Annotated in this window: 22 protein-coding genes; 17 read left to right on the top strand and 5 right to left on the bottom strand. The window is 59.5% G+C overall.

Annotated elements, in window-relative coordinates; translation table 11 throughout:
- Window positions 1–155: 155 nt before the first annotated feature.
- The 10 genes from I6L49_RS01900 (at window position 156) to I6L49_RS01855 (ending at window position 10405) form a co-directional block, all read left to right on the top strand.
- Window positions 156–416, top strand: coding sequence for a GNAT family N-acetyltransferase (locus I6L49_RS01900; RefSeq protein WP_005337747.1), 261 nt, complete (start codon window positions 156–158; stop codon window positions 414–416).
- Complete coding sequence (locus I6L49_RS01895; protein WP_216950474.1) at window positions 403–993, top strand: nucleotidyltransferase family protein; 591 nt, start codon at window positions 403–405, stop codon at window positions 991–993. Before I6L49_RS01900 ends, I6L49_RS01895 begins: the two co-directional genes overlap by 14 nt.
- 71 nt (window positions 994–1064) lie before the next feature.
- Complete coding sequence (locus tag I6L49_RS01890) at window positions 1065–2888, top strand: SulP family inorganic anion transporter (protein WP_101529743.1); 1824 nt, start codon at window positions 1065–1067, stop codon at window positions 2886–2888.
- 121 nt (window positions 2889–3009) lie between these two features.
- The gene (locus I6L49_RS01885; protein ID WP_013723595.1) at window positions 3010–4371 is read left to right on the top strand and encodes an MATE family efflux transporter; all 1362 of its coding nucleotides are present in this window, start codon (window positions 3010–3012) and stop codon (window positions 4369–4371) included.
- Window positions 4368–4979: a hypothetical protein gene (locus I6L49_RS01880; protein ID WP_005361671.1), complete on the top strand. Its 612-nt coding sequence runs from the start codon at window positions 4368–4370 to the stop codon at window positions 4977–4979. Before I6L49_RS01885 ends, I6L49_RS01880 begins: the two co-directional genes overlap by 4 nt.
- A gap of 275 nt (window positions 4980–5254) precedes the next feature.
- A complete protein-coding gene (locus I6L49_RS01875; RefSeq protein WP_005337763.1) occupies window positions 5255–5470 on the top strand; it encodes a YdcH family protein in 216 nt (71 codons plus the stop codon).
- A gap of 162 nt (window positions 5471–5632) precedes the next feature.
- Window positions 5633–6826 carry an extracellular solute-binding protein gene (locus tag I6L49_RS01870; RefSeq protein WP_216950473.1) on the top strand — a complete coding sequence of 398 codons (1194 nt, stop codon included), beginning with the start codon at window positions 5633–5635 and terminating at the stop codon, window positions 6824–6826.
- Window positions 6823–8961, top strand: coding sequence for a GGDEF domain-containing protein (locus I6L49_RS01865; protein WP_216950472.1), 2139 nt, complete (start codon window positions 6823–6825; stop codon window positions 8959–8961). Before I6L49_RS01870 ends, I6L49_RS01865 begins: the two co-directional genes overlap by 4 nt.
- A gap of 142 nt (window positions 8962–9103) precedes the next feature.
- Window positions 9104–9763: a YceH family protein gene (locus I6L49_RS01860; RefSeq protein WP_139473807.1), complete on the top strand. Its 660-nt coding sequence runs from the start codon at window positions 9104–9106 to the stop codon at window positions 9761–9763.
- A gap of 84 nt (window positions 9764–9847) precedes the next feature.
- Window positions 9848–10405, top strand: coding sequence for a HutD family protein (locus tag I6L49_RS01855; protein WP_216950471.1), 558 nt, complete (start codon window positions 9848–9850; stop codon window positions 10403–10405).
- Window positions 10406–10503: 98 nt separating this feature from the next.
- Here the strand turns inward: I6L49_RS01855 and I6L49_RS01850 are convergent.
- Both I6L49_RS01850 and azu read right to left on the bottom strand, forming a co-directional pair.
- A protein-coding gene (locus I6L49_RS01850) for an IS3 family transposase (RefSeq protein ID WP_216950470.1) occupies window positions 10504–11723 on the bottom strand; the annotation gives its coding sequence in 2 pieces (ribosomal slippage) (window positions 10504–11375 and window positions 11375–11723; 1221 coding nt in all).
- A gap of 123 nt (window positions 11724–11846) precedes the next feature.
- A complete protein-coding gene (azu, locus tag I6L49_RS01845) occupies window positions 11847–12287 on the bottom strand; it encodes an azurin (RefSeq protein ID WP_005337768.1) in 441 nt (146 codons plus the stop codon).
- Between the two features lie 335 nt (window positions 12288–12622).
- Between azu and I6L49_RS01840 the strand changes: the two genes are divergently transcribed.
- From I6L49_RS01840 to I6L49_RS01815, 6 genes are all read left to right on the top strand, one after another.
- Window positions 12623–13669 (top strand): FAD:protein FMN transferase, encoded by a 1047-nt coding sequence (locus I6L49_RS01840; RefSeq protein ID WP_216950469.1) that lies wholly within the window; start codon window positions 12623–12625, stop codon window positions 13667–13669.
- Window positions 13670–13839: 170 nt separating this feature from the next.
- Complete coding sequence (locus I6L49_RS01835; protein WP_042056451.1) at window positions 13840–15486, top strand: tetratricopeptide repeat-containing response regulator; 1647 nt, start codon at window positions 13840–13842, stop codon at window positions 15484–15486.
- A 66-nt stretch (window positions 15487–15552) separates the two neighbouring features.
- Window positions 15553–16515, top strand: coding sequence for an ion channel (locus I6L49_RS01830; protein WP_139493962.1), 963 nt, complete (start codon window positions 15553–15555; stop codon window positions 16513–16515).
- A 236-nt stretch (window positions 16516–16751) separates the two neighbouring features.
- The gene (xthA, locus tag I6L49_RS01825) at window positions 16752–17558 is read left to right on the top strand and encodes an exodeoxyribonuclease III (RefSeq protein WP_005337776.1); all 807 of its coding nucleotides are present in this window, start codon (window positions 16752–16754) and stop codon (window positions 17556–17558) included.
- Window positions 17559–17955: 397 nt separating this feature from the next.
- Window positions 17956–19155: an efflux RND transporter periplasmic adaptor subunit gene (locus I6L49_RS01820; RefSeq protein WP_139494058.1), complete on the top strand. Its 1200-nt coding sequence runs from the start codon at window positions 17956–17958 to the stop codon at window positions 19153–19155.
- 9 nt (window positions 19156–19164) lie between these two features.
- Complete coding sequence (locus tag I6L49_RS01815; RefSeq protein WP_216950468.1) at window positions 19165–22269, top strand: efflux RND transporter permease subunit; 3105 nt, start codon at window positions 19165–19167, stop codon at window positions 22267–22269.
- Between the two features lie 60 nt (window positions 22270–22329).
- On the opposite strand, the gene I6L49_RS01810 is transcribed toward I6L49_RS01815, so the two are convergent.
- The 3 genes from I6L49_RS01810 to I6L49_RS01800 form a co-directional block, all read right to left on the bottom strand.
- Window positions 22330–23415: an HlyD family secretion protein gene (locus I6L49_RS01810; RefSeq protein ID WP_005361696.1), complete on the bottom strand. Its 1086-nt coding sequence runs from the start codon at window positions 23413–23415 to the stop codon at window positions 22330–22332.
- Entirely contained in the window at window positions 23412–23717 is a 306-nt protein-coding gene (locus I6L49_RS01805) for a hypothetical protein (RefSeq protein WP_021231217.1), read from the bottom strand. The genes I6L49_RS01810 and I6L49_RS01805 overlap by 4 nt, the downstream gene beginning before the upstream one ends.
- A 284-nt stretch (window positions 23718–24001) precedes the next feature.
- Window positions 24002–25186 carry an OmpP1/FadL family transporter gene (locus I6L49_RS01800; RefSeq protein WP_216950467.1) on the bottom strand — a complete coding sequence of 395 codons (1185 nt, stop codon included), beginning with the start codon at window positions 25184–25186 and terminating at the stop codon, window positions 24002–24004.
- A 392-nt stretch (window positions 25187–25578) separates the two neighbouring features.
- Here I6L49_RS01800 and I6L49_RS01795 point away from each other — a divergent pair, with 392 nt between their 5' ends.
- Complete coding sequence (locus I6L49_RS01795; protein WP_216950466.1) at window positions 25579–26079, top strand: hypothetical protein; 501 nt, start codon at window positions 25579–25581, stop codon at window positions 26077–26079.
- Window positions 26080–26182: the final 103 nt, after the last annotated feature.

The raw sequence follows: 26182 nt of genomic DNA, 5'->3' as shown, positions 1-26182 counted from the left end.
ACTCACCATCGGGCACCTTGATCTACATCGCGATATCGATGCGCCCTCTGTCAAAGGGGGATGATATTGACCACGGGCTCTCATTATCTGTTCTATACCTTGGCTAACAGTTATGTTGTGCCGAGAGACCCAACTTTATGCCAGAGGTGCCCACCATGAGCGACATCATCCATCAGGCCAACCAACAGCAGTTCATCTGTATGGTGGAGGGGAAAGAGTCGAGACTGCGCTACCGGCGGCTCGATGCCAAGACCATCGACGCCTACAGCACCTTCGTACCCCCCGAGCTGCGGGTGCAGGGGATTGCCGATCAGCTGGCGCGCGCCTTCTTCAACTGGACTCAGGCGGAGGGGCTCACTATAGTGCCGAGCTGCCGCTACATTGATGTCTGGTTACGCCGCAATGCCAACAACTGAACCTCTGAACACCGTCCTCGAACAGCAATTCCAAGCCAAAACAGAAGCCCTGCTGCGGGCCGAACCGCAGCGGATGGCCTGCCTGCAAGCCGCGGCCGAGCTCAATCTGCCCGACTGGGCGCTGGGGGCCGGTTTTATCCGCAACCTCATCTGGGATCACCTGCACCACAAGGCGGTGCCCACCCCACTCAACGATATCGACCTTATCTATCTCGATAAAACCGATCCGCAAGGGCTGGCCGAAGCGGAGCACGAAGCTTGGCTCGCCAAACGCCTGCCCAGCCAGCAGTGGGAGGTGCGCAATCAGGCCCGCATGCACACTCGCCAGCTGGTGGCGCCATTTGCCAGCAGCCTTGAGGCGCTGAGCCACTGGGTCGAAGTGCCCACCTGCATCGGCGTGCGTCTCACCCGAGATGGCGAGTTCAAGTGGCTTGCCCCCTACGGCTTTGCCATCAACTGGTCGCTGCAAGTGAGTGCCAACCCCAGATGTCGCCAGGACAAACAGATTTTTACCCAGCGCATCAAGGAGAAACGCTGGCAGGCTATCTGGCCTGACCTTCAGGTAAACTGGCCATAACCTGATTGCAATCTTTCGATAACCTTGGGCACACTAGGGGAAAAGCTGGTTGTAACTCAATGGGTTAAATAATGCGCGACTTCTTCTCTCTCGAACGCTGGCTACCGGGCCTCGCCGCCCTGCTGCATTACCAGCGCGCCTGGTTGATGCCAGATCTTCGCGCCGGACTCTCGGTGGCGGCAGTGGCGCTGCCCGTCGCCATCGCCTATGCCGAGCTTGCCGGGGTGGGTGCCATCGTCGGCCTCTACTCCTGCATCCTGCCCATGCTGGTCTATGCCCTGTTTGGCACCTCCCGACAGCTGATTGTCGGCCCCGATGCCGCCACCTGTGCGGTCATCGCCGCCGTGGTAACGCCGCTGGCCGCAGGCGACCCCACCCGTCACTGGCAACTGGTGATGACCATGACCGCCATGACCGGCTTCTGGTGCCTGATTGCCAGCCGCTTCAAGCTGGGAGTGCTGGCGGACTTTCTCTCCCGCCCCATCCTGATGGGGCTGCTCAATGGTGTGGCTATCACCATCATGGTGGGCCAGCTCTCCAAGATCTTCGGCTTCACCTTCAGCGAACGTTACCTCATCGAGCGGATCGCCAGCGGGGCCACCTATATCACCCAGACCCATCTGCCGACCCTGGCCATGAGTCTGGTAGCCCTGCTCACCCTGCTGCTGGCCAAGCGCTACAAACCGGCATGGCCCTCCTCCATGGTGGCCATGGTGGTGACCGCTGCGCTGGTGTGGGGCTTTAATCTCGGCCAGTTTGATATCGCCACCCTGGGGGCGGTGGGTTCCGGCCTGCCCGCGTTTCAGATGCCGGAATTTCCCCCCGGCCTGATGCGGGAGCTGGTGCTGCCCGCCCTTAACCTGGCCATGGTGAGCTTCGTCTCCATGATGCTGACCGCTCGCAGCTTTGCAGCCAAAAACGGTTATGAGATAGACGCGGACAAAGAGTTTCGGGCCCTCGGTATGGCGAACCTCGCCTCGGCGGTCTCGCAAGGCTTTGCCATCAGCGGCGCGGATTCACGCACTGCGGTCAACGACGCCAACGGCGGCAAGAGCCAGCTGGTCTCCATCATCGCTGCGGCGGTGATCGCCCTCATCACCTTCTATCTGACGGCGCCGCTCAAATATATTCCCACCGCTGCCCTCGGGGTGGTGCTGGTAATGGCCTCACTCTCGCTCACCGACTTTCGCGGACTGTGGGCGCTGCGTAACTCCGATCGCTCCGCCTTCTGGCTGGCGCTGGTCACCTTTATCAGCGTGCTCACCATGGGAGTGATCCCCGGGATCACCCTCGCCGTGTTGCTGGGGCTGTTCCAGTTCCTGCGTAATGTGATGCGTCCCACCGATCAACTGCTCGGCATGGATGACGAGGGGGTGGTGCGCACCCTGGGAGACAACGAGCAGGCCAAGGCGATCCCGGGTATTCTGGTCTATCGCTTCAACTCGCCGCTCACCTACTTCAATGCCCCCTATTTCAAGCGGCGGGTGCTGGCCCTGCTGGTGCAGGATCCCCGAGCCCCCAAGTGTCTGGTGATCGATGCGGTCGCCTGCTTCACCCATCAGGACATCAGCGTGATGAGCATGGTGGGAGAGCTGCACAAGGAGCTGAAACGGCGCGGCATCCATATGGTGATGGCGGGTCGCCACGGCCAGATGACCCACTGGCTAAAGCAGGCGGGCGTGCGGGTGGGCGATGAAGGGATCATCCTCTGCCCCGACATGTATCAGGCGCTGCGCCTGACCCGCTGCTATCGCGAGCCGGTGTTCAAGGATGATGCGGTGGTGGAGAGCACCACTGATGCCATCCGCTCGAATTGGCCGCAAGATGATGCCCTGCCCGACTCAGCTCGCCTCACCCTGCCAAGCGAACAGGAGGCGGGCGCCACGCCTGCCTGATACCTTGGCCTGCTCCCCTGGCCGGTGCAATCCTGCACAAGGATTGCACCGGCCTTGGCCTTGGTGTTAAATGCGCCCCCAGAGGGCACTCCCCCGTGCCCTCCCAGCTGTTGGACATGCCATGCAATCTCAATCCCATGCAGGCCCGGGCACGCTCTTTGCGCTGACCTGGCCGCTCTTTATCGATCTCGCCCTGCACTTTCTGACCGGTGCCCTCAACACCTTCATGGTGGGTCACGTCTCCTATCAGGGAGTGGCCGCGCTGGCGGTCGGCAATCAGGTGTTCGATCTCGCCATCACATTGTTCAGCTTCGTCAGTATCGGTACCAGCGTGGTGATCACCCAGTATCTGGGGGCCGGCGATCGGGAGAAGAGTCGGGTGGTGATCCACACCGCCATCGGCTTCAACCTGCTGATCGGTCTGGTAGCGGCCATTGGCGTGATGGCGGGGGCCAGCACCATGCTGGCGCTGATGAACCTGCCTGCCAACCTGATGAGCGACGGGACGCTTTACTTGCAGATCATCGGTCTCTGCCTGTTGCCGGAGGCCGCAGCCCTCTGTCTGGCGGCGACCCTGCGCGCTCACGGCCACACCCGTCAGGCGATGTATGTGACCCTCATCGTCAACCTCATCACCTTCGTCGGCAACCTGCTGCTGCTCTACGGCTGGTTCGGCCTGCCCCAGCTTGGCGTCGCCGGTGTCGCCATCAGCACGGTCGCGGGCCGCCTGATCGGCGTGGTGCTGCTGGTGTGGCTGGTAGCCCGCAAGACCGGCATTCGACTGGTGGTGCGCGATATCGTCCACCCCAGCCGGGAGATGCTGGGCAAAGTGCTCCATATCGGCCTGCCGGCGGCAGGAGAGAACCTCTCCTGGATGCTGCAGTTTATGGTGGTGACAGCCTTTGTCGGACTGCTGGGTGACAAGGCGCTGGCAACCCAGTCCTACTTCTTTCAGATCTGCCTGTTTATCCTGCTGTTTGGCCTTTCCATCGGCCTTGGCAACGAGATCATCATCGGTCATCTGGCGGGGGCCAGACAGTTCGATCGCGCCTATCAGCAGCTGCTCAAGAGCCTCAAGCTGGGGTTGGCAGTTACCTGCGTCATCGCCGTGGCGGCGGCCCTCAATGGCCGCACCATCATCAGCCTCTTTACCGATGATGCCGACATCATCACCCAGGTGGCGCAGCTGTTTCTTATCAGCCTTATCCTCGAACCCGGCCGCACCTTCAATCTGGTGGTGATCAACGCCCTGCGGGCCACCGGGGATGCCCGTTTCCCCCTCTACATGGCGTTGCTCTCCATGTGGGGAATTGCCGTGCCACTCTCCTATTTCCTCGGTATCATGCAGGGTTATGGACTGGTCGGTATCTGGCTGGCGCTGGCCTGCGACGAGTGGGTGCGCGGTCTGGCCATGTTCTGGCGCTGGCGCAGTCGTCGCTGGCAAAACAAAATTCTTGTTGAAACAAAAGCGGAATCACAATGAAGAAGATAGGACTCTTGCTGGCTGCCATCCTGCTCAGCCCCCTGGCCATGGCGCAAACTGCCCCTGCCGCTCCCAAGGCTCAAGCCACCCAGACCTGGTATGTGGCCCCCATCGCCATCGATGAAACCAGCGACGCCCAGAAGGCGCTGACCAAGGACTTCATGGCCCAGATGATCAAGACCATCAAGATCAACGAGTACCAGACCGGCAAGGCGGTGGGCAACACCAAAAAGCCCAAGTGGCTGATCCGCACCAAGCTGATCCCCGCCAGCAACGAGCCGCTGGTCGGCAAGAAGCACCCGCAGGGTCTCACCTACGGCAAGGGCAATCCGACCCAGGAGATCGTCGGCGAGCTGCTGATGAACGGCACCCTGGTGGCCCACATCGGCCAGGGCTGGCGCGAGCCTATCGTCCCGGGCACGCCGGTGGCCGAAAAGCTCTCCATCGCCAACTATCGCTACGCCATCGGGGATCAGGCCAAGTCGGCGGATCTGGAGGAGCTGGCGGCCCAGATTGGCTTTGAAGCGGGCAAGGTGATCCACCGCGATGGCAAGCCGCTGCCCGAGAAGAAAAAGAAAAAAGAGCAGGCGGACGAAGAGAAAGAGTAACGTTGCCTGCATCCATAAAAGGGGCCAGTCGGCCCCTTTTTTGATCCTGCACCCTCACGCCAACACAGCCCCTGTTGTGACTTGTCGCACAGTTTGGCTCACCATTCAGATTGATAAATCACTTATCTTGTTTTGATTCAACAAGTTATAAATATCCCGCCGAATACTCCAAATCATTGCCCCCAAATCCGATCAGGATCACATTTATCCCCGGCACTAAGGGGTAGCTTTGGTCTTACAGGCACAATCAAACGAAACCAAGGAGGCTCCATTACATGTTCCCAGAGTACAGAGAACTCATCTCGAAACTGAAGAGCAGTGATGTCCATTTCCAGAAGAAGTTTGACTTGCACAACGACCTGGATGCGGAGATTAGAAAGTTGGAAAAGCATCACGCCAGCGACTATAGCGCCGAGGTGAGAGATCTGAAAAAACAGAAACTCAAACTGAAAGAGGAGATATACGACATCCTCAAACAACATCCACAATAGATGCCTCGAAGAATATGCGGATAAGCAATTTATCCCCCAGCCCGGCCCACGCGCCGGGCTTTTTGTTTTTTCAGTCAATTAGTTGACACTCTAGCCTACCGATCTTGCCGGTAGTTTGTTACATTTTTCCCTTGGAAATCAGGGAATAATGGTGATGATAACATGAGCAGAAAACGATCTTTTTATCATCTCTTGCTGCTTTGCCTGTTTGCATTGAGCCACCCCCTGCAGGCTCAGGAGCCTGAACTGGAGCTGTGGCACTCCCAGCAAGCCGGTTACGTGATCGACGAAGTGATCGCCCGCTTCAATCAGGAGGGGAACCACAGAGTGCGGGTCACCCAAATTGAGCCGAGCAAGATCAAGGCGGATCTCCTGCTGGCAGCTCAGGCCAGGGGACTGCCCGATTTGATGCTGATCCCTTCCGATTTTATCGGCCTCTATCGCCAGATGACCCTCGCTCCCCTCCCGGCCGAGTGGTTTTCCCCCGCGCTGATGGCCAGCGCCCTGCGTTATGTCACCCTGGATCGGCAACGCTGGGGCATGCCCATGATGCAGGGCAACCATCTGATGCTGTTTTACAACAAGGCGCTGGTCTCGACTCCGGTGACCCAATGGCAGCAACTGACTGCTATCACCCCGGCCCTCAAGGCCAAGGGGGTCTACCCCGTCAGCTGGCCCTATCACGACATGTACTACTTCGCCGCCTTTTTACACACCTTTGGCGGTTCGCCGGTGACCGAAGGGCACATCACCCTCGACAGCCCTGCCATGGTGCAGGCACTGGAGGCCTACCGCACCGTCGCCAGCGAACAGTGGGTCGATCCCGAGTGCGACTATGACACCGCCCTCGCCCGCTTCAATGAGGGCAAGAGCGCCTACCTCATCAATGGGGACTGGGCCTTCAACGATCTGGTGAAGAACATGGGGGATAAGCTGGGCGTTGCCCTGCTGCCCCGCTGGCAAAGCCATCCCATGCACTCCATGAGCGGCGCCTACGTGATGGGAGCCTCCCGCTGGGCGATGGATGATGAGGATCGGCAACCCGTCATCAAAGCACTGATGGCCTTTATCCAGCGTCAGGATATTCAGCAGTTCATCTATCATCAGGGGGCGCTGCTGCCGGTCAATCAGCAGGCTTTTACCGCCATCAACCTCCGTCCCACGCCTCAGGAAAAAGTGCTGCTGGAACAGTTCACCCTCAGTACCCCCATGCCCTCCGACAGCGCCATGTCCATCGCCTGGCAAGCGATGGAGAAAGGGTTCGAGCGCTTTAAAGAGGGGATCAGTGCCGCCGACACCGCCCGCTATATGCAGCAGCTGGCCGATCAGCAGTACCGGCAGGTCAAAGCACCATGAAACATCGCACCTTTCGGCTCGGCCCGACCCTCATCATCATCCTGTTCACCGTCGCCTTGCTGCCGGCCCTGCTGGCCAGCACTGTGCTGCTGATCCGCCAGCACCAGATCATCGCCCAGAGCGAGCAGTCACAGCTGGAGCGGGCCCTCACCAGCATGACCCGCGAGGCCCGCTTTCGCAGCGAGCTGATCGGCACCCAGCTCAATCAGCTCAGCCAGGATCGGGTACTCCATCAGGCCCTCGACAACTTTCTCTTCTCCAGCCATGCCCGGCTGGCGCTGGCCACCTTTGTCAAATCCAACAGCCTGATCACCTCGGCCTACCTCATCGATGACAAGGGGTTGGTGGTGGAGTACATCAATGGTCAGGCCTCCCACCTCGAGTCGAGCAACCTGATGCCGCAGTTGATGGCCTGGGGCAAGACCCGCGAGGCAAAACAGGGCAAGCATCTGCTGCTGCCCGTCGATGATCCCGTGCTGGTCGACGACATGGAGCAAAACCGCAGCGGCGGGCTGGCGCTGGTAGCCCCCATCTATCGCAACCACCAGCGCGCAGGGGTGATGCAGGCTCCTTCCGGCTTCGTGATGGCCATCCTCCCCTGGCGGCAGATGGCCCAGTTGCTGGAACCCTATCTCAAGGGGAGCGAATATCTGGTGATCTCCCAGGGCGAGAACCGTCTCTACGAAGGGGCTCACCAGAGCGCCAACGCCATGGATGACAGGGAGCCAAGCAAGTTGGCGCAGCCCCTGGCCATTGGCTGGCCCCAGCTGGAGCAAGAGATTACCCCCACCATCACCCTCTACAGCTACAGCAATGACAGGGTCAGCGAGCTCAACAAATCCCAGCAGTTGCTGACCGTCAGCATCGCCGTCATGTTGCTGCTGGTAGCCATCGGCTGCGTCTGGCTCACCCGCTGGCTCACCCGACCGCTGCGCTCGCTGGCCGCGCTGGTGCGCAGCTATGGCAAAGGCAACTACCAGCAACGGCAGGCACCGCTGCGCTTTGTGGAGTACGACGAGGTGCGCCAGTTGCTGCAGGAGATGGCCAGCACCATCTCGGATCAGGTGCGGGCACTCTATCAGCAAAATGAACAGCTGCAGCAGGCCAATAGCGAGAAAGAGGCCTTCAACCAGCGGCTGCTCGGCTTCAACGACGAACTGGAGCAAGAGGTTGCCTCGCAAACGACCGCCCTGCGCTCGGCCCTGAGCCGGGAGGAGCGCAGCCGCCATATCCTGCAATCCTGGTTGCAGTTCGGTCTGCACCAGCAGCTGGATATCGATATTGCCGAGCTGGCCAGCTCCGCCCTGCTGCAACTCTCGCAGCTCTATCCTGGCCACCGCTGGGGACTGGCGATCCGCCGCGATGGCCAGCCCCACTACTCCCTGACCCAGGGGGTCGATGCCCCCTTGCGGGATTCCTTGCAGGAGAAACTGGCTCAACTGATGGATGAGGAGGTCAAACACTCCGAATGCCAGTGGGATAACGCACTCTGGAAGATCATGACCCTGCCCGGTAGCCAGAGCGGCGTGCTGTTTGGCTATCTGATGGTGAGCGCCGAAGGGCTGGAGTCCGAAGACAGGGCCATCTTGCGGCTGTTTGCCAAGCAGTTGGCGGTGGGCATCGAGGGGCGCCTCTTCACCGACGAGCTGGCGCGGGTCGCCCGCACCGACAACCTCACCGGGCTGCCCAACCGACAGGCGTTCGAAGAGGCTTTCCATCACTATCAGGCGGTGCTGGCGCGCCATCCGGAGCGTCACCTCGCCCTCTTCATGCTCGACCTCAACGGCCTCAAGCGCACCAACGACCAGTATGGGCACGAGGCGGGCGACGCCCTGCTGATCCAGATGGCTCGCCAGCTGCGCACGCTGTGCCGTCAGGATGAGAAGATTTTCCGCATCGGCGGCGACGAGTTCGTGCTGCTGGCGGAGGCGGATCACCTCGCCAGCCAGCAGCTGGCAGGCAGATTGGAGGCAAGCCAGCAGCACGCCATTGTGCAGCATGGGGAGCACAGCTTCCCGCTGCGATTTGCCATCGGCTGGAGCAGCAGCGACCAGACCCCCTTGGCGGAGCTGAGCCGGGTGGCTGACGACGCCATGTATGCCAATAAGGCGCGCTTCTATCAGGGGCAGCGATAAAAAGCGGAAGTCTGCGGCGGCGTTGGCGAGCCTTTCGCCAACGCCCTGATCAGCTCGCAAAAATGGCGCGCAACGCTAGACGCGGCGCGGACCATGACTAAGATAGGGGCTCTTGATGTCTCGATTTGGAAGGGAGTAGGAAATGGAGTTAGTACTTGGCCCGCTGGAAGCCCGCGTCATCGGCTGTCTGATTGAAAAAGAGATCTGCACCCCGGATCAATATCCCCTCTCCCTTAATGCACTGGTCAACGCCTGCAACCAGAAGAGCAACCGCGAGCCGGTGCTGGAGCTCTCCGAGCTCGATATCCGCGCCGTGGTGGACGAGCTGATCCGCAAGCGGCTGGTGGTCAACACCGCCGGCTTCAACGCCCGGGTGCCCCGCTATCAGCACAGATTCTGTAACACCGAATTTGGCGAGCTGAAATTCAGTGCCCAGGAGCTCGGCATCGTCTGCGAACTGCTGCTGCGCGGCCCGCAAACCCCGGGGGAGCTGCGCTCGCGCACCAACCGCCTCTGCAGCTTCGATGATGTCACCGAGGTGGATGCGGTGCTGACCCAGCTCATCGAGCGTGGCCCCTACGTGGTCAAGCTGCCGCGCGAGCCAGGCAAGCGCGAATCCCGCTACGCCCACCTGTTCAGCGGCGAAGTGGATATTCAGGCGATGATGGATGCCGCTCCCGCCGCGGCCTATGCCTCCCCTGCCGCCGACCGCCTGAGCGAGCTGGAGCAGGAGGTGAGCGATCTCAAGAGCCGTCTCGCCGCCATGGAAGCGCGGCTGGCTGCGCTGGATGGTCAGGGCTGATCGCCTTTACCATCGCCAATCTCTATCAGGGAGCAGGGGCTGATGTCCCCGGCTCCCTGCGTTTTTTATCGTGAGGAAGTGCCCGTGATCACCCTGATTAAAGAGTCTGACCACCAGAAGATGCCCTGGAAAAACCAGCAGGGCACTACCAGCCAGATCCTCATCTCCCCCAAGGGGAGCAACCTTGCCAAACTCGACTTTGACTATCGACTGAGCTCGGCCCCCATCAAGAGCGCGGGCCCCTTCTCCCCCTTTCCCGGCTATCAGCGCATTTTGCTGCCGGTGAGCGGGGCTGGCTTTGTGCTCAATGGTCACCCCTACGCCACCTTCGAGGCGGCGCACTTTAGCGGCGATGAGGAGACCCACTGCGAATTGCTGAAAAAAGAGGTGACCGATCTGGGGCTTATCTACCATCCGGATCGCATCAGCGCCAACGTGCGGGTTCTGAACCTCCCCTTTCCGCTGACCCTTACCCTCGAGCCAGAGAAGACCTACCTCTGTCACCTGCTGAGCGGCCAGCTGGCCGTGCAGGGCAAAGAGGTGGCCATCAACGAGACGCTGGTGGTGACCGGTGAAGAGAGCATTCACTTCGAATGCCAGAAGAAGACCGCCATCGCCTTCTTTACCCTGCAGGCCAAATAGCGCTGGCGTGGGCTCGCAGCCATGCCATGCCACGCCACACACAAACAGCTGTCTAGTCCTGAAATAGGTTTACACATTTTCAACTAGCATTTCTCTACTCAGAACCCCCTATGTACCGCATCGGGGGTTCTGTATTTCAACGCATGATGCGGCCGCTCCGCGTTGTAAATATCCACAGCTTCACGCACCATTTCCCGCGCTTGCGTCAAATCCTGCGGGCTTTGCAACAATAACTCTCCTTTCAAAATCCCGTTCACCCGCTCCGCCAACGCATTCTGGTAACAGTCATACCCATCCGTCATCGAGCATTTCACCCCGTACCGTTCATGTAATGACTGATACAGTCCCGAGCAATACTGCACGCCGCGGTCTGAGTGATGGATGAGTTCACCGTCGCCACGCCGTTGCTTCAGTGCTTTCCTGAACGCCATCGCCACCGACTCCGCGTGCATCCCTTCGTGTACGTGGTGGCCTACTATCTTGCGTGAGTACGCATCCGTCACCAGGCTCAGGTACAGCGGTCCGCTCCTGGCTGGCAGATAGGTGATATCAGCGACCCAGACCTGCTCCGGGGCCACCGGTGTGACCTGCTCTGGCCCCGCCTTGAGCAAGTTGGGATGACGGTAGAAACGGTGAAAACTGTGGGTGGTCTTGTGATAAGCCCGTCTGGGTGGCACCAGCAGGCGGTGCTCGGCCAATATCCGAAACAACCTGTCCCGCCCGACCTTGAGCCCGCCATCATCCTGACCCTGGAGCAGATAATGCAGCTTGCGAGTGCCCACCCGAGGTTGTCGCAGTCGAACCTGACGCACAAAGCGCACCACCTGCAGCCCTTGAGCATGGCGCTCGTCGGCGACCCGATTGCGCTTGTAGTAAGCCTGCCGGCTTATCCCCAGAAACAGGCAAGCCCTGACGATGGTCAGCTTCTCGACTTGCCGCTGCGAGAGGACTTGCCGGGTCGCTTTTTTACGATGGAGACGCCGTAGTCATTCTTCAGTACATCGACGACGGCCTCAAAGAACTGGGCCTTCTGGCTCATCAGCGCCAGCTGTTGCTCAAGTTCCTTGATGCGCTGTTCGGGCGTCTGGTTGTCGGGGTCAGGCATGGTGATGCTCCTGCCGGCGCGCACAGAAGCCCCCTGGCTCCAATCTTGCCGACCATGTTTACGCAACCATACCAGAACGGTGGAGCGGCCCTGAATGCCATAACGCACCTGAGCCTGTTTGTAGGTGAGCTCGCCTTTTTCAATCTGCTCGACCAGTGCCAGTTTAAAAGTCAGCGAGTAATCGCGCTGTGTCCGTTTCACACCTTGTCCCATCGGGTTCTCCATTTATTGGGGGGAAAGGTGTAAACCATATTCAGGACGGGACAAGCAGAAATGAAAAAGCCGGGAAATCCCGGCTTTTGCTATTGAGGCAACCGGCTCGTGCCGGTCAGCGCCTTAGTTGACCTTGAAGGAGCCCTTCATCATGGCGAAGTGGCCGGGGAAGGAGCAGAAGAAGGTGAGATCCTTGCCCGCCAGACCGTCGGTCTTGAAAGTGACGCTGCTGCTCTCGCCGCCGCCGATCAGCTTGGTGTGAGCCAGCACACGGGGATCATCCTTGGGCAGATAGCCGTTCTCGGCCCCGGCGCTCATCCCGGCAGTCGCCACGGTCTGATAGTCGGCGGTGCTGGCCAGCACCCAGTTGTGACCCATGGCGGTCACAGGCAGCTTGCCGGTGTGGTTCAGGGTGACCGTCACCTCCTTGCAGGTGGCCGGCACGCTCATCTCTTTGAGGTTGTACTGCATGGCATCATTGCCTTCGATGACCAGTGCGCACTCATCCGCCAGCACGGGGGCAGCCAGGGTACTCAGAAACAGCAGGGTAATCGCCTTTTTCATCATCTTCTCCTTTGATTGGCAATGGATGGCAACGACTTGGCGGATGCGGTGAACGCTTCGCAAAGATGCCGTCTAAATCGACCTTCATTTTACTCAATTGTCTTCAATCGGCTATGGCTTTTGGCTAAAGCTGCGGGCCAGGTCACCAGACGGTGCTCTACTCGCCACTATCTCCCTCACGGATGGACGATACGACCCGCTCCCGCCATAGGTTCAAACCTGTTTAATTTTTTCTGCTCTTTTCCCTCCGATTGCCCCTATCAGGGCTCGCCCGGCGGGCGCCCCTTGGCTAAGCTAGCGCCCCGATATGAACCTTCTCCAGATGAGAGTGCCGGATGATTGCGATAACCCCCGTGGCGGCCCTGCGCGGCCTGCTGCTGACCCTGCTGCTGGCGCTGGCCGGCTGCCAGCCCACCCCGCCTGCTCAGACCCGAATTCAGGGCAAGACCATGGGCACCTACTATGTGGTGACCCTGAGCGATAGCTACCCCGGTGGGGAGCCCGCCCTCAAAAGCGATGTTGAGAGCCTGCTGGCCCGGATGAACAAAGAGATCTCCACCTACGATCCGGGTTCGCTCATCTCCCGTTTCAATCAGGGGCCCGCCAACACCCCGTTTGCCATCCCGCCCGCCATGGCCATCATAGTCCAGCAGGGGATGGATGCCGGTAAGCTGACCGACGGCAAGCTGGATGTGACCGTGGGGCCTCTGGTCAATCTGTGGGGCTTTGGCCCGGACAAACGGCCGGTCAAGCGGCCCGATGAGGCGGCCATCGCCGCCGCCCGCCACAAGGTAGGGATCGACAAGCTGAGCCTGACCCCGCAGGGGGATCACTTCCTGCTCGAAAAAACGATCCCGGATCTCTATCTCGACCTCTCCACCCTCGGCGAGGGGGCTGCCTCTGACGAGATTGCCGCCCTGCTCGAAGGCAAGGGGGTACACAACTACCTGATCGAAGTGGCCGGTGCGGTGCGCAGTAAGGGCAACAACAGCAAGGGCTCGCCATGGAAAGTGGCCATCGTCGACCCCTCCGATCAGCCGGGGGCGTTTTCCGATATCGTCATCCCCAACGGCATGGCGCTCAGCACCGCGGGCAGCTATCGCAACTACTACGAGATGGATGGCCAGCGTTACTCCCATATCATCGACCCCGCCACCGGCCAGCCGCTCACCCACAAGCTGGTCTCCGCCAGCGTCATCACCCCGACCGCGCTGGAGGCCGATGCTCTCGATACCGCGCTGATGGTGATGGGGCCAGAAGCGGGGATGGCATTTGCCAAACAGCACCAGCTGGCGGTCTATCTCATCATCAAGACCGAACAGGGGTTCAAAGCCGAGTACACGCCGCAATTTGCTCCCTATCTGGCAGAGAAAAAACGGTGAGTTCAAGGCCCTGGCAACAGGGCCTTTTTCTTTCACTCATCGCGGACAAAAGGCGGACAAAAGGCGGACAAACGGAGATGGTTCGCAATCGACAACTTGGCCAATTGCCTCTTCGGGCGCTTTGGTGGCACACTTTCTCCCATCAGCCCGTAGCGCCTCGACCCAGACAGATGCAGACACCTGAACAAGAGCCAGAAAAAAAGAGCCCAGCCAAGCCACAACGCATTCTGATGGTCAATGAGCAGCGCTCGTTTCAGGTGATGATGAAGGCGATGCTGCTCAATCTGGGTATCAGCAACATCACCTACTCCAATACCGCCGAGGATGCGCGGCGCCGCTGCCAGAAGGGCAGTTTCGACATCTATCTCATCGATTACGATCTGGGGGTTGGCGAGAATGGCCGCCAGTTGCTCGAGAGCCTGCGCGACAAAGATCTGATCCCGCCCCAGAGCGTGGTGATCATGGTGAGTGGCGACAGCTCCCGCGCCATGGTACTGAGCGCGCTGGAGGCCGAGCCCGACGAATACCTGATGAAGCCCTTCTCTCAGGAGCAGTTCTCGTTTCGCTTGAAGCGTGCCCTCGCCCGGCGCAATGCGCTGGCCAGCGTCTTTACCGCGCTGGCCGATGACAATCTGGCAGCCCTCATTACCGCCTGTGCCGAGCGGGCCGATGCGGTGCCCCGTTTTGCCAACTACTGCCGCTGCCTGCAGGCCGATACCCACCTCAAGCTGGGTCAGGCACAGGAGGCGCGCTCTTTAATGCGCCAGCTGCTGGCCGGGCAAGAGAACAGCTGGGCCCGCCTGACGCTGGGCAAGGCGTGCAACACCCTGGGGCTCCACGAAGAGGCGGTCAGCCATCTGCAGGCGACCCTCAAAAATACCCCACTGATGGTGGAGGCTCACCTCTGGCTGGCAGAATCCCTGCTGGCCCTTGGCAATGACGAGCAGGCGCAGCAGGAGCTCAGACGGGCAGTGGATATCTCCCCCCAGTCGGTGCAACTCTCCCGACGACTGGCGGAGGTGTGCCTGCAGCGCCACGACTACGCCCAGGCCAAGGATGTGCTGATGTCGCTGATCGACCTGTCGCGCAACTCCATTCACCGCACGCCCCACTATCTTGGAGCCTATATCCAGACCCTGACCCTCTACGCCCTCAACAGCAACGACAGCTACCACATCGCCAACCTGCAAAAGCAGGTCAATTCCGCCCTGTCGCGCATCCGCGACTCGTTGATGATGTCGGAGTTCAACTACCCGGTGTTCGAGCAGATCTGTCAGGCCCGGGTGCAGATTGCGCTGGGCGAGCTGCTCAAGGGCAAGAAGATGCTCTATCGCGCCAACCAGAACTGGCTCGATGAACCGGCCACCATGCCCCCCGCCCTGCTTGGCGAGACCATCCTTGCCCTCTACCAGCTCGGCGAGTTTGAATATGCCGAAAGCCTGCAAGGGCTGCTGGCGGAGGACGAAGATCGGCTGCTCACCACCTGCATTCAGGCAACCCGGGATGACAAGACGGTGCTGGAGCGGCGTCAGCGCTACCAGCAGCTCAACGATCTGGGGATCAAGGCCTATCAGAGCGGCGAGCTGGAGCAGGCCCTCGGCCATTTTCGCGAGGCCCTGCGCCGCGCCCCCGCCAATACCGGTGCGGCTCTCAACAAGATCCAGGTGCTGCTGCAACTGATGCAGAAAAACCGCAAGAGTCCGGAATTTGGTGCCGAGTGCAAAGACACCCTGGACGTGCTCGACGGCATCCCCCTCAACCCGGCCCAGCAGGAGCGTTTTCGCAAGCTGCGTCAGGAGTTCAACCAGTTCAGCTAAGACGCCGCCGCGCCCCCCTTTCCCCGCCTATGCTGAAACCAGTTCGGCAATGCGAGGGAAACGAAGATGGCGATGTGTCGTTATCTGGTGGCCGATGGCCGCCACTGCAGTGAAGAGGCTGGCGAGCACGATCTCTGCCACTGGCATGATCCCCACCATACCCATCAGGGAGCTCACACCGCCGAGGCGCTTGAACAGTACGTCCGCGCTGGCGGACTCTGCCACGGCCTGCAGCTGTCACGGGCCAATCTGGCTGGCCTCAATCTGGTCAACAAGGAGTCCGATCAGGGATTTTTGCTGGAGCAGTGCAACCTCTATCGCGCCAACCTGCGCGGTGGTCACCTCTACGGCCTGCGCATGAAGGGCGGCAGCCTGATGAAGGCCGATCTCAGTGATGCCAACCTCCAGTGCGCCACCCTCGATGACGTCAACCTGCTCGGCATCCGCTGGCACAACACCCGGCTCGACAACATGCAGACCGGCAAACGGGTGATGCAGGATCGCAAGGGGCGCCGTGAACGGGATCCCAAACAGGCGCGCATCTGGTTCAAGGAGGCGGAAGAGACCTACCGGGATCTGCGCAAAGCCTCCGAGGCACAGGGGATCTTCACCATGTCCGGCAACTATATCCAGCAGGAGCTCACCATGCGCCGCCTGCAACTGCCGTTCTGGTCGGCCCAGCGCTTCACCTCCTGGGTGGTCGATCTCTTCTGTGGCTACGGCGAGGCCCCGATGCGGGTAGTGCTCTTCTCGTTGCTGCTCATCTTCATCTGCAGCATTTTTTACTTCTTCTGCGGCCTCAACTTCGCGGGCAACTACCTGATCTACCGACCAGAGGCATCCTTTGAAGAGAACGCCATCTTCCTGCTCGAATGCCTCTACTACAGCGTGGTCACCTTCACCACATTGGGGTACGGCGACTTCACTCCGGTCGGCCTCTCCAGGATCTTCGCCGCCTTCGAGGCCTTCACCGGCAGCTTTACGCTGGCGCTGTTTGTGGTGGTATTCGTCAAGAAGATGACCCGCTGAAAACCTGTCCACGATCCTACTGCGAGGCTGTGATCAAGGCTCATGTGCTGCTCGGAATCCTCATGTATACATATACAATCCGGTTCCTGCGCTGCGCTTCACCTTGCTGACAACCTCTCGCGACGGATCGTGAACAGGTTACTAAGCAGCTGCACCAGTCACAGCCCCCGAACTTGCATCCACCGCCGATTCCTAGTCCAATAGCCACTTATAAAAATGACATGAGCATCCCGGACATGAAGATCATCTCTTTCAATATCAACGGCCTGCGCGCCCGTCTGCACCAGCTGCAAGCCATCATCGACAAGCACCAGCCCGATGTGATCGGCCTGCAGGAGATCAAGGTGCACGATGAAGCCTTCCCGCTGGCCGATGTGGAGGCCATGGGCTATCACGTGGAGTTTCACGGCCAAAAGGCCCACTACGGGGTCGCCATCATGAGCAAGCAGAAGCCGGTCAAGGTGGAGAAAGGCTTCCCCACCGATGACGAAGAGGCCCAGCGCCGGATGATCATGGCCACCTTCGAGCGCGAAGACGGCTCTCTCATCAAGGTGATGAACGGCTACTTCCCACAGGGTGAAAGTCAGGATCACGAGACCAAGTTCCCGGCCAAGCAGAAGTTCTACGAGGATCTGCAGCACTACCTCGAGACCAACCACACCCCGGACGACCAGCTGGTGCTGATCGGGGATATGAATATCTCCCCCACCGATCTCGACATCGGTATCGGCGAGGCGAACCGCAAACGCTGGCTGCGGGATGGCAAGTGCTCCTTCCTGCCCATCGAGCGCGAATGGATGGAGCGACTGAAAGGGTTCGGCCTCACCGACACCTTCCGCGCCGCCAACCCCACCGAGTGCGAGCGTTTCTCCTGGTTTGACTACCGCTCCAAGGGCTTTGACGAGAACCGCGGCCTGCGCATCGACCTCATCATGGCCTCCGACGCCCTCAAGGACAAGGTGACCGAGACCGGTATCGACTACGAGCTGCGCGGCATCGAGAAACCCTCCGACCACGCCCCCATCTGGGCCTGCTTTGCCTGATTCGGCACAAGATTAACCGATGAGCCGCGACGAATTCGTAAACTGTGAAGCGGCTCGCGGTTGCCTGCGATAAAAGGGCGTAAAAAACCCATCCAGACAAGGTGCCTTATGGCACCTTATTTTTTGCAGCAAGGAGTGGCTGGCATGATACGGTTGCGAAGAGCCTTGGCCCGGGATGAACATCCCCGAAGCCCCCCGCCCAAATCGGAAAAGTCAGACTTTTTTCGTCAATCGGCAACCCTAATTGCCACTTTGAGAAGGTTGTGTTCAAGGTTGCCGCCCTATCATCTCCCATTCCAATCATAAATAAGTTGTTTTTTTAATCATGAAGTTAATGATGTGTATGGAGAAACATGCTGAAAGCAGCAGCCGAAATCGATCCAACAGGAGTGTGATGATGAAGGTGCCCAATGCCGGAAGAGAGGTTTACAAACGCAGCTTGCTGACCCTGGCGCTGATCAGCGGTCTGAGCGCCTGTGGCGGCGAGACGACCCAAACGGCCCAGACCATGCCCGCCGTCCCTGTGGTGGTCGCCGAGGTCAAGCTGACCGATGTGCCGCTCACCACCGAGATGGTGGGAGAGACCGCCGGTTTTCGCGAGATCGATGTACGCTCCCGGGTCAGTGGCATCCTGCTCAAGCGCACTTATGTGGAAGGACAGCCGGTTATCGCCGGTCAGGAGCTGTTTTTGATTGACCCTGAGCCCTACAAGGTGGCGCTGGAGCAGGCCAAAGGGACTTTGGCTCAGGAGCAGGCCCGTCTCAACAAGGCCCGTGCAGATCGGGATCGCATCATTCCCCTCTTCAAGCGTCAGGTGGTGAGTCGCAAGGACTATGACGACACCATCGCCAACTATGAAGCGGCCATCGCCAGTCATCAGGCCGCTCAGGCCAAGGTGAAAGAGGCGGAGCTCAACCTCAGCTACACCCAAGTGACCGCCCCCATCAACGGCATGGCGAGCAAGAGTTCCCAGTCCGAGGGGAGCCTTATCTCCACCAGCGGCGACAACGGCCTGCTCACTACCATCACCCAGTTTGATCCGCTCTACGTCAACTTCTCCTACTCGGAGCAGGATCGCCTCAACTTCGAAAACTCGGTAAAAAAAGGGGTGATTGAGGCGAAGGATGCCACCACCTGGCGCACCCATATTCGTCTGGCCGATGGCTCCCTCTATCCGGAGGCGGGCAAGCTCAACTTCTCCGACAACAGGGTCGATCCCCAGACCGGCACCATCCGTGCCCGAGCCATCTTCGACAACAAGGACGGCGTACTGCTTCCCGGCCAGTTTGTCCGCATGACCATCGATCTGGGCACCCGCAAAAACGCCATCGTGGTGCCGCCCCGCGCCATCGTCCAGTCCCAGGCTGACCGCATGGTGATGGTGGTCGATGCCGACAACAAGGTAGTGCCCCGTCCGGTGACCCTGGGCGCAGCGGTCGACTCCGGCGTGCTGATCGAGAGCGGCCTGCAGGCAGGTGAGCGCTATATCGTCGAAGGCTTGATGAAGGCTCGCCCCGGCGCCGTGGTAAAACCTGTCTCTGCCGACGAGATGAAGGCTATCACCGGCAAGGTGGTCAGCCAGTCTGCGGCCAAGTAAGGAGCCCGTATGTTTTCCAAGTTCTTCATAGAACGCCCCATCTTCGCCAGCGTGATTTCGATCATTATCGTGCTGGGCGGGTTGGCGGCGATGCGGGCGCTCCCCATCGAGCAATATCCCCAGATCACCCCGCCGGTGGTCTCGGTCACGGCGTTTTATCCGGGCGCAACCCCGGAGGTGATCTCCCAGACCGTGGCAGCGCCGCTGGAGCAGCAGATCAACGGCGTCGAGCGGATGATCTACATGCAGTCGGGGTCGGCCTCCAACGGCCAGATGAACCTCAACGTCTACTTCGAGATCGGCACCGATCCGGATCAGGCCACCATCAACGTCAACAACCGGGTCTCGGCCGCCATGGCCCAGCTGCCGGAAGAGGTGAAAAAGCAGGGGGTGACGGTCAAGAAGAAATCGACCTCCATCCTGCAGGTGGTTACCCTCCAGTCACCGAACGGCTCGTTTGATACCACCTATCTGTCGAACTACGCCCTGCTCAACATCATCGACGAGCTTAAGCGGATTCCCGGCATCGGTGATACCACCTTGTTTGGCGGTACTGACTATGCGATGCGTATCTGGCTCAGGCCGGATCGACTGGCCCAGCTTGAACTCACCCCGAGCGACGTGATTGGCGCCATTCGCGAGCAAAACACCCAGTTCGCGGCAGGCAAGATCGGCGCTCAGCCCACCACGGCCCCCATCGACTTCACCTATACGGTACAGACCAAGGGGCGTCTTGAGGATGTGAAGGAGTTCCAGAACATCATCGTCCGCTCCATGCCCGATGGCTCCAAGATCCGGGTCCGCGATGTCGCCCGGGTCGAGCTGGGGGGCAAGGATTATGATCTGGTCGCCCGCGCCAACGGCAAACCGGCCATCGGTATCGCCACCTATCTGCAACCGGGTGCCAACGCAGTGGCGGTCGCTGATGCCGTGCACGCCACCATGGAGCGACTCAAGGAGCGCTTCCCGCAGGATATCGAGTACCAGATCCCCTACGACACCACCGAGTTCGTGAAGATCTCCATCGAAGAGGTGGTACACACCCTGTTCGAGGCGATCGTGCTGGTGTTCGTGGTGGTCTACCTGTTCCTGCAAAACTTCCGCGCCACCCTGATCCCCTGTATCGCGGTGCCGGTGTCGCTCATCGGGACCTTCGCCGGCATGCTGGTGCTCGGTTTCTCCATCAACCTGCTGACCCTGTTCGGCATGGTGCTTGCCATCGGTATCGTGGTGGATGACGCCATCGTGGTGCTCGAGAACGTCGAGCGGATCATGAGCGAGAAGAAGTGCTCCGCCAAAGAGGCTGCCATCCTCGCCATGCAGGAGGTCTCCGGTCCGGTGGTCGCCATCGTGCTGGTGCTCTGCGCCGTGTTCCTGCCGGTCGCCTTTATGGGCGGCATGACCGGGGTGATGTACAAGCAGTTCGCCATCACGGTCGCGGTCTCGGTCGCCATCTCCGGTCTGGTGGCACTGACTCTCTCTCCGGCCCTCTGTGCCGTGTTGCTCAAGGAGGGACATCACAAACCGGCCCGCTTCTTCGTCTGGTTCAACGAAAAATTTGACCAGCTGACCCGCGGCTATGTGCGGGGTGTGGCCTTCCTGAACCGTCGGGTGGGGGTCGCCTTTGCCATCATCGGCGTGCTGATCCTCTCCATCTACGGCCTCTTCCTGAAAGTGCCGGGCGAACTGGTACCGAACGAAGATCAGGGCTACCTCATCTCCGCCGTCATGCTGCCGGATGCGGCCGCGATGAGCCGGACCCAGGCGGTGGCGGATCAGTTCGACAAGATCGCCATGGCCAACCCCCATGTGAAGGATGTGATTACCTTCTCGGGCTTTGACATTCTCTCCAATGCCATCATCAGCAACAGCGGCATGACCTTCATTACCCTGAAGGACTGGAGTGAGCGTCAGGGGGCCGGACAGGACTCCTTCTCGCTGGCCAAGACCTTCCAGGGCTTGAGCCTGATGGGGCTGGCGGATGGCTTTGTCGCCTCCTTCAACCCGCCTCCCATTCAGGGGATGTCCACCACAGGTGGCCTTGAGGCCTATCTGCAAAACCGTGGCACCGGCAACGCCCAGGCCTTCTCCGGCGAAGTGCAGCGCTTCCTCGAAGCGGCCAAGGCGCGCCCGGAGTTTGCCAGCGTCACCAGCACCTACCGCGCCAGCGTGCCGCAGGTCTATCTCGACCTGGATCGCGAAAAGGCCAAGGCGCTTGGGCTGCCGATCAACGCGGTATTCGACACCATGCAGGCCACCTTCGGTCAGGTCTATGTCAACGACTTCAACCAGTTCGGCCGTACCTACCGAGTGCAGTTGCAGTCCGAGGCAGACTATCGCGCCAAGAAGAGCGACATCCGCAACGTCTATGTCCGCTCCGACAAGGGGGAGATGATCCCGCTCAGCAGTCTGGTGACGGTGCGTGATGCCACCGGCCCCGAACTGGTCGAACGCTTCAACATCTTCCAAGCTGCCAAGATCATGGCCCAGCCCGCCCCAGGCTACAGCTCGGGTCAGGCCATCGCTGCGCTGGAAGAGGTCGCCAATGAGGCTCTGGGCAACGACGCCAAGCTGGAGTGGACCGGCTCCGCCTATCAGGAGAAAGCGGCCGCAGGCAGCGCAGGCATGGCCTTTGGTTTCGGTATCGTGATGATCTTCCTCATTCTGGCCGCCCAGTATGAACGCTGGAGCCTGCCGTTTGCGGTGATCACCGCGGTACCGTTCGCCCTGTTCGGTGCCCTGCTCGCCACCTGGCTGGTGGGGCTGACCAACAACGTCTACTTCCAGATCGGGCTGGTGACCCTGGTCGGCCTTGCCGCCAAGAACGCCATCCTGATCGTGGAGTTCGCGGTGATGAAGCACGAAGAGGGGATGAGCCTCATCGAGTCGGCACTGGAGGCGGCGCGCCTGCGTTTCCGCCCCATCGTGATGACCTCGCTCGCCTTCATCCTCGGCTGTGTACCGTTGGTCACCTCCAGCGGGGCAGGTGCGGCAAGCCGTCACGCCCTCGGCTGGCCGGTCATCGGCGGCATGCTGGCGGCTACCTTTATCGCCATCTTCTTTATCCCGCTCTTCTTCCGGCTCATCATGCGCCGCTCGGAGAAACGGGCCTGACCACTGCGGTCTCGCTCACCAAGCCCCTCCCTCACGGAGGGGCTTTTTTATGTCACTCCGTTACATCGCAAACAGATAGGCCTTCATCGCCTTGAGGCGTACGGTGGCGGCACCGATGATGTCGATAAAGCCAAGCAGCGGATGGGGTTTATGTGCCGAAATCCAGGCTGAGCCGGTTGCCCCAATTGGCAAGTCCACACCATCCGGCACCAGCATGTCGAGCACCACTGTCCGGCCATGGCTCGACATGTTGTTGCCCACATGCTGCCGTACATCTTGATCCCCCTGCGCAACACTCATCTGGGCCTCCCCCGTGCCAGTAAGTACTGAGTGCACCCGTGCCCGAAAGATGCGTCCTGGATAGGCATCTACATAAAACTCGGCAAACTGGCCTGGTGCTATGTTGCGAAAACTCTGATCCGGAATGCGAAACTCCAGAAACTTGCGAGAAGTGTCGTATAGGTGCATGTTGCCGGTACGGGAACCGCTGGCAATGTTGACTATCGAGACCTGACCATCAAACGGAGCCCTGATCACCTTCTCTTCATTCCGTCGCTCCTGCAAGGCCAGCTCTGTCTCTAGATTCAACACCTGAGCTTCAATCGCCTGAACCTTCGCTTCACTGGCACTCAGTTGCGCCAGATCGCCATCAATTTGGGTCTGCAGCTGGTCACGGCTCTGAATACTGGCAAAGTTACCCAACTGGGTCAGCCGAGCCAATTCCTTGTGATTGAGGTTCAGTCGTGACTGGATCGCTCGCTGCTGGCTTACCTCTGACGCCACCTGGGCATGCTGGGCGTCAATCTGATAGCTCAACGCCTGAGACTTACCGTTACTCTCCCAGTCCGCAAGACTATAAATGGGCTGACCACGCGCAACGCGCTGATTATGCGCAACATAAATCTGATCTATCTGATGAAACTGGTTGATGCCTAGTAAGGGTCCCAACACCGCATGAGGTGCCTTGACCGTCGCCGAATCGGTAAAATCCACCGGAGCCAAATGGCGAGAGGTAGTCAACAAACCAAGCGCCAATAACGCGCCAATTGCGGTACTCCAAAAACCCGTTTTTAGGTTCCAAGGCAATATGTTCAGCTTGACCAGCAACCAGACGATCAGGATATAGGGCAGCAGGATCTCTTTCATGATGCCTCCCCCTCATGACGGCCACGTCGAATACCATGGCCAATAATAAGGCTCATCCGCTCGCTCAGCACATCCCAACGGGCAAAGGCGATGATGACGGCAAGCACCCACCAGGTCTTGTCGATAAACAGTCCGCACAAGGAGAGCGCAAACACCAGGGTGATATGCACCGACTCAGACACCTTGGCACGATGCACAGCGATCTCATGCAGTTGCCACAGCAGATAGACCAGATAGAGGACCACATAGAGAGTGATCACAGTAATCACCCCCATAAAGATCTCGGAATCAAGCAGTACCATGATGGCTGGCAAAGCATGGTTGAACCTGGTCGCCTCAATTGGATCGATGTGGGCACCTTTCGAGAAGAAGACAACCAGAGCGACCGTGACCAATATAAACGTCAGGCGCCAAAGCCACCGCGCTAAGGCAGAGGTTGATTGTGATGACATTTGATGTTGTTCCTTGAGTAACGGATGAGCAAACAAGTGGACCTCACGAGCCACCCAGCTAATAACGCGCCGGATCGGCGCGACGGGCAGGATGGAGAAGCCCCCAATCAGTGAAGGCTTGCAAGGCTCACAACTCAGAACTGGTGTTGCACACCGATATTGAAGAAGTTCAGGTAGCTGTTGTTGTAGCTGCCGGACAAGTGCGGGCGACCGATCCCGTCCTGATCCACTGGCATATCACCCAGCCAGGCCAAGGTATAGCTGGCTTCCACCTTGGTGGCTGGGCTCAACTGATAACTGGCCCCCAGACCCCAGCGCCAACCAGAACCCACTGGAAGCATCACAGTACGGAACTCATCACTTACTGCACTACTGTCATAGCCAATTCCGCTGCTCAAACGCAGTGCAGGGGTGACATCAAACTGAGCCCCCAGGCTGGCATGCCATGTATCCTTGTAATTCATATCAATGGTTTGGCTGCCCATGGCAGATGCCACACCGATATCGCCAAAACGGGACCACTGCTGCCAGTTGGCACTGGCCAGCAAGGCCCACTGGTCGTTGAGCTGGTGATAGCCACTTAGCGTAATGGTCTGCGGAATCATGATCTCGACCCCTAGACCTGCCACATCAGCACGTGGGAAGAGCTGATCTTCCAGCTCCCACTTCAGTTCGGAGAAGTAGCTCAAGCCGATACGGGAGTGCTGATCCAGCTCGTAAAGTACCCCGAAGGAGGCGCCATACGCCCAGTCGCTGTTGGAGAATTCCCGCCCTTCCCCCATCCCAGACGTCAGATCCACAGAGGCTTCCAGCGAACCATTCATGGCGATCAGGCTGGCTCCCACTGACCAATTTGAGTCAATGCGGTACGCCAGACTAGGAGCAAAGGCAATGCCGGTCAGCTTGGCCGACTGGGTATAACCACGACCATCCCAGCCATCGCCATAATCGATACCCAGACCGTGACTGCCAAAGACGCCGAGACCTGCGACCCATTGATCGTCGATGGCATGAGTCAGATAGAGGCTGCCGAGCGGCGCGGTCTGCAGGGCATTTCCGCCGTTGTTACCGCCGTTGTCCAGATCCAGCTCAAGGTCGCCGTATACCACACCGCCATTGACCTGCAACTGGGTACCTTCCAGTTTGGTCATACCGGCCGGGTTGCTTGCGATAGAATCTGCCCCTTGGGCACGGGCGGCAGACCCTGCGTTGGCCAGCGCACTGTTGGCAGTGCTGGTCTCGTATAGGGCAAGGCCGCCAGCCATGGCTGATGGACTCAGCAAAGCGGCAAGCATCAGCGACAGCAGTCGTGGCTGCATTTCAATACTCCTGAATAGTGAACATGGTGAGCACCCGGCAAGGTGTGCTGCTCAAAAACACGGTTTGACTCTTTGATTGTCAGCATCCGGGAGACCTGCGGCTTTATACTGCTCGCTCATGGCATCACGGGATGGATAAGGTCGGCAAGCACTCCTGCCGCAGTCATTTATGCCGGAGCAAAAGAGTGAACCATCACGTCATCGTGGTAACTGACAGGGGGCATCCTAACGGGATGAGGGGCATGCTTCATTAGGGTTGGGCATACGCAATGGTTAAGCATTGCTTAAATATCCCCCCCAACACAGCACCTCTATAACATCACTGGCGCCATTGACCTTCACCTCGTGGCAAGGTTTACAGTCCCACCATCTGCTCCATAAGGATGCTCGGATTGTCACTCACCCAGCTTGCGACAAGATTGCCCTCTGCCCTGCTAGCCCGGCTGCTGCTGGCGCTGCTGCTCGTCTGCAATCTGACTCTCTGCATCAGCTGGCATGGTTCTCCCCTCTCCTCCGAGCCGACCCCAAGCAGCGCCCAATCGATGGTGATGTTCGATTCATCCATGGCGATGGCGGATGGCGATATCTCTCATGCAATGTCCGCTATGGATCACCCGGGCGATGTCATGCCTCTCTCCTGCCATCAGGGAGATGAGGGGTCAGCCATGGGCGATGAGTGCCAGATGCAGACAGGCATCAATGCCCCCTCCTTCAGTGCGATGACTCTGCTTGGGGTACTGGTCGTTCTGCTGCTCTTTCCCTTGCTACTTGGCAACAACGTCGCAGCGTCACTGCTTGATAACTGGTTGCGGGATCCCTTCCTGCGATCACGCGGTACCCATCCTCCCTCCTGGCCACGCCGACATCTGATGCTGTCGGTGTTACGCCACTAGAAAGTCCTTCTCTTGCGGCTCAGGCAAGCTTTAACTTGCCCGTTTCCAGCCGCCTTGCCTGACCCTGTACCCGGTCCGCTCACAGGGAGCCGTGCGCACTGAT

This window comes from Aeromonas sp. FDAARGOS 1419, from assembly GCF_019047045.1.
Lineage (GTDB): Bacteria > Pseudomonadota > Gammaproteobacteria > Enterobacterales > Aeromonadaceae > Aeromonas > Aeromonas veronii.
Note: the sequence above shows the minus strand (reverse complement) of the source record. Positions and strands in the feature narration are given on the sequence as shown.

What these genes read in the sequence shown, in the direction of transcription:
- I6L49_RS01815 (WP_216950468.1), top strand. Translation starts at nt 19,165, where the DNA reads ATGTTTTCCAAGTTCTTCATAGAACGCCCCATCTTCGCCAGCGTGATT.
- I6L49_RS01830 (WP_139493962.1), top strand. Translation starts at nt 15,553, where the DNA reads ATGGCGATGTGTCGTTATCTGGTGGCCGATGGCCGCCACTGCAGTGAA.
- I6L49_RS01885 (WP_013723595.1), top strand. Translation starts at nt 3,010, where the DNA reads ATGCAATCTCAATCCCATGCAGGCCCGGGCACGCTCTTTGCGCTGACC.
- I6L49_RS01805 (WP_021231217.1), bottom strand. Translation starts at nt 23,717, where the DNA reads ATGGTACTGCTTGATTCCGAGATCTTTATGGGGGTGATTACTGTGATC.
- I6L49_RS01860 (WP_139473807.1), top strand. Translation starts at nt 9,104, where the DNA reads ATGGAGTTAGTACTTGGCCCGCTGGAAGCCCGCGTCATCGGCTGTCTG.
- I6L49_RS01865 (WP_216950472.1), top strand. Translation starts at nt 6,823, where the DNA reads ATGAAACATCGCACCTTTCGGCTCGGCCCGACCCTCATCATCATCCTG.
- I6L49_RS01895 (WP_216950474.1), top strand. Translation starts at nt 403, where the DNA reads ATGCCAACAACTGAACCTCTGAACACCGTCCTCGAACAGCAATTCCAA.
- I6L49_RS01900 (WP_005337747.1), top strand. Translation starts at nt 156, where the DNA reads ATGAGCGACATCATCCATCAGGCCAACCAACAGCAGTTCATCTGTATG.
- I6L49_RS01835 (WP_042056451.1), top strand. Translation starts at nt 13,840, where the DNA reads ATGCAGACACCTGAACAAGAGCCAGAAAAAAAGAGCCCAGCCAAGCCA.
- I6L49_RS01800 (WP_216950467.1), bottom strand. Translation starts at nt 25,186, where the DNA reads ATGCAGCCACGACTGCTGTCGCTGATGCTTGCCGCTTTGCTGAGTCCA.
- I6L49_RS01820 (WP_139494058.1), top strand. Translation starts at nt 17,956, where the DNA reads ATGAAGGTGCCCAATGCCGGAAGAGAGGTTTACAAACGCAGCTTGCTG.
- azu (WP_005337768.1), bottom strand. Translation starts at nt 12,287, where the DNA reads ATGAAAAAGGCGATTACCCTGCTGTTTCTGAGTACCCTGGCTGCCCCC.
- I6L49_RS01810 (WP_005361696.1), bottom strand. Translation starts at nt 23,415, where the DNA reads ATGAAAGAGATCCTGCTGCCCTATATCCTGATCGTCTGGTTGCTGGTC.
- xthA (WP_005337776.1), top strand. Translation starts at nt 16,752, where the DNA reads ATGAAGATCATCTCTTTCAATATCAACGGCCTGCGCGCCCGTCTGCAC.
- I6L49_RS01880 (WP_005361671.1), top strand. Translation starts at nt 4,368, where the DNA reads ATGAAGAAGATAGGACTCTTGCTGGCTGCCATCCTGCTCAGCCCCCTG.
- I6L49_RS01875 (WP_005337763.1), top strand. Translation starts at nt 5,255, where the DNA reads ATGTTCCCAGAGTACAGAGAACTCATCTCGAAACTGAAGAGCAGTGAT.
- I6L49_RS01870 (WP_216950473.1), top strand. Translation starts at nt 5,633, where the DNA reads ATGAGCAGAAAACGATCTTTTTATCATCTCTTGCTGCTTTGCCTGTTT.
- I6L49_RS01890 (WP_101529743.1), top strand. Translation starts at nt 1,065, where the DNA reads ATGCGCGACTTCTTCTCTCTCGAACGCTGGCTACCGGGCCTCGCCGCC.
- I6L49_RS01840 (WP_216950469.1), top strand. Translation starts at nt 12,623, where the DNA reads ATGATTGCGATAACCCCCGTGGCGGCCCTGCGCGGCCTGCTGCTGACC.